Origin of the sequence: Hydrogenophaga sp., from assembly GCF_051007235.1 — a bacterium.
In the GTDB taxonomy this organism is placed as follows: Bacteria; Pseudomonadota; Gammaproteobacteria; order Burkholderiales; family Burkholderiaceae_C; genus Hydrogenophaga.
Genome location: NZ_JBPCSJ010000466.1, coordinates 1 through 2887, shown reverse-complemented (window position 1 = coordinate 2887; position 2887 = coordinate 1). Strand labels below are relative to the sequence as shown.

At 70.2% G+C, this 2887-nt stretch carries 2 protein-coding genes; both read right to left on the bottom strand.

The annotated features are described in order from the left end of the window. The coding region (locus ACR2JA_RS16550; protein ID WP_434010172.1) for an S-adenosylmethionine:tRNA ribosyltransferase-isomerase at positions 1-160 on the bottom strand (160 nt) is incomplete at its 3' end. Between the two features lie 45 nt (positions 161-205). Next, entirely contained in the window at positions 206-2737 is a 2532-nt protein-coding gene (locus ACR2JA_RS16545) for a chemotaxis protein CheW (protein WP_434010171.1), read from the bottom strand. Positions 2738-2887 lie beyond the last annotated feature (150 nt).

Below are 2887 nucleotides of genomic sequence, written 5' to 3'. Positions count from 1 at the left end.
GCGTGCGGAAGATGCGGTCCACCGGCTGCGGGCCGGTGCCGTCGAGCAGGCGCGAGGCGCTGCGTTCGGCCGCCGGGTGCTGGGCGATCAGCGATTCGGGGAGGGAAAAATCGAAGTCGGCGACGGTGAAGGTGCGTGCCGATGAAGCAGATGAAGCCATGGTGCATGAGGGCCTTACCGGGCCCGTTCCAACGCAGAAGGGCCGCTATTGTGGCAGGACCGGTGGCAGCAGGTGCTGCAGCAGCACTGGCAGGTCGACCAGCTGGATGATGGGGTGCTGGCCGCCCGGCTGGATGATCTCGGTGACCAGGCTCACGCCCGGCTGTGACAACGGGGAGGGCCGGCGCCGCCCGGGGGCGAATTCCGGCACGCCGTGCAGGGCATCGACCAGCAGGCCGATGGTGTGCAGACCGTGGCGCACCAGCACGATCTCGCCTTCTGCGGCCGCCGTCGGCGCGCCGCCCAGCAGCTGCGCGAGGTCGAACACCCAGACCAGGTGCTGCACGGCCGAGCCGGGCTGGGGCGGCAGCAGGCCGACACGGCCGCTGGGGTCGGCCGCCGTCTGGGCCGACAGCAGGGCGGAGGGCACCGCTTCCACCACGGCCGTCGCGGGCAATGCCAGCAGGTGCGGGCCGCTCCAGAAGGTGGCGTAGCTCTGCAGGGCGCTGCCGCGGCCGGCGCCTTCCTCGGCGCCCGAGGCGGCGTCCCAGCGCACGCGGGCGTGGCCGGTGTGGTTCTGCACAGCGCCCAGCGGCACCACCACGACCGACAACACGTCGTCCCGGTAACCGTCGGACACCTTGAACTCGCGGTAGCCCGGCGAGGCGGCGCAGCCCAGCACGGCGTACTGGCCGTCGAACTCGACCACGCTGGCCTGGTGCTGGCCGTTGGCCAGTGACAGCAGACCGGCCGGCACCGGCAGGGTGCTGCCGGCGGGGTGACGTGTCTGGGTGCTGGCCATGACGGTGCCGTGCCGGTCGACGAAGAACGCTCTGGCCCCGGACGCTGCGTCCACGCAGCCGTCCAGCATGGCCTGCAATTCGCGCGCGGTTTCGAACACGATGCCGATGCCGCCGACCACCCGCCGTTCGTCGTCGGGGTGGCGGATGGCGGCGTGGTACGTGTAGGTGGCTTCGCCCGGGGTGAACGGGCTGGCCTCGAAGGCACTGACCGCATAGGCCTGGTCGCTGGGCAATGCCAGCACGCGCTGCAGCAGCGCCGGGGCCACAGCCGCTGAACGGTCGTCAAGGGCGTCGAGCGCCTGGCGCGACGCGGCCACGGTGCGGCCCACGCTGTCGTACAGGAACAGCGTGCGGTAGACCGTGTACAGGCTGTTGACGTAGTCCAGGATGCCGGCGGCCTGCGGGAGGTCGCGCGCGGCTGGCGGCTGCGCCAGGGTGTGGCGCAGCTGCGGCGTCAGCGCCCACCAGCGGCAGTCGTTGGCGCGCTCGTAGAGGTTGCGGTCCAGCAGGTCCACCAGCAGCCGTGCCTGCGACGCGGCGTGGCCCAGGCGGGCGTCCAGCACGGTCTCGTACATGTCGCTGATGGAGCCGGAAAACACCGCGTTGCTGCGCGTGCCGGTTTCGCTGATCTGCTCCAGGATGGCTTTGAGCTTCTGCTGTTCCCCTGGCTGGCCAGCGCTGATGATCTGGCCGTTCCAGACCACGCGCTGGATGGTTTCGGTGGCGCGCATCACCTCGAACAGCGGTGGGCTGAAGCGGCGCGCGTGCGTCAGCAGCCCGGTGGTGGTGGCCGCATCCAGCGCCCTCAGTGACTGGCGGGGTGGGGCCGAGAAAGCCAGGTTCAGCGGCATCATGGCCTGGCCCTGCCAGCCGGCCGGCCCAGGGTAGCCCTGGTAGGCGCTGGCCGGGCAGGTCTGCAACAGGTATTCCCGTCCTTCGTGGATGAACACTTGCGGCGTGCTGCCGGTGTGCGCCGGCACCCGGCTGCCCGGGGCGATCCAGCGCTCGTCGGCGCTGGCGATCACGGTGCCTTGCGCGTCCAGCAGCATCAGATTGGTGCGTCCGTCCGCATCGCGGTGCGAGCGGAAGATGTCGCGCATCTCGCGGTGGAAGTCGAAGCTCAGCACCAGCAAGCCGATCACCGCCCCGGTGGCCGGGTGGTGCATGCGGCGCGAATAGAGCAGGGCGTTGCGGTGGCCCGGGCGCAGGTCGCTGGCGCGGAAGGTCTCGACATGGCCGTCGCTGGCCAGGGTCTGGGCGATCAGCGGGTCGGTGCTGCCCTCGACCGGCGCCTCCGGGTCCAGCTGCACCAGCACGTTGCCTCGGCTGTCCAGCAGCAGTATCTCGTTGTAGACGGTGTACTTCTGGCGGTAGGCCAGCAGCCGCGCGCGCACCGCGTCGGCGTCGGTCTGCTGGCCGGCCACGAAGGCGCACAGCGCACGGTCGGTGGCCAGAAAGCCCACGTCGGCGGTGCGCTCGAACAGGTTGCGCACCACGATGTCGATGACAAACCGGGCCTGGGTGCCCAGGGCGGCCTGCACATTGCCCAGCTTTTCGCCCACCAGGCTGCCCACCAGTTCGCGTTCGAGCCGGCCAAAGCCGGCCTGCGTGGCTTTCATGATGGGCAGGATGCCCTGCGCCTCTTCGGCGCAGTTCATCTTGGCCGACGCCTCGATCAGGCGCCAGGCGGCGCCCAGGTCCTGCAGTGAGCGTTCGCAGCGTGCGACGTCGCGCATGTAGGGCAGGAAGGTGTCGGTGTGCAGTGGAAGGGTCATGTCAGTTTCAAGCAAGCGATGTGCCTGCTTCGACCGTTTTCCAGTGGGCTTGAATCGTTCGGCACAATTCGCTCATGCCCGACCGCGCGACCTCATCCCCCACCCCGGCCGCGCCAGCCAAGGCCCTGTCCGCCCCCCAGAAAGCGATGC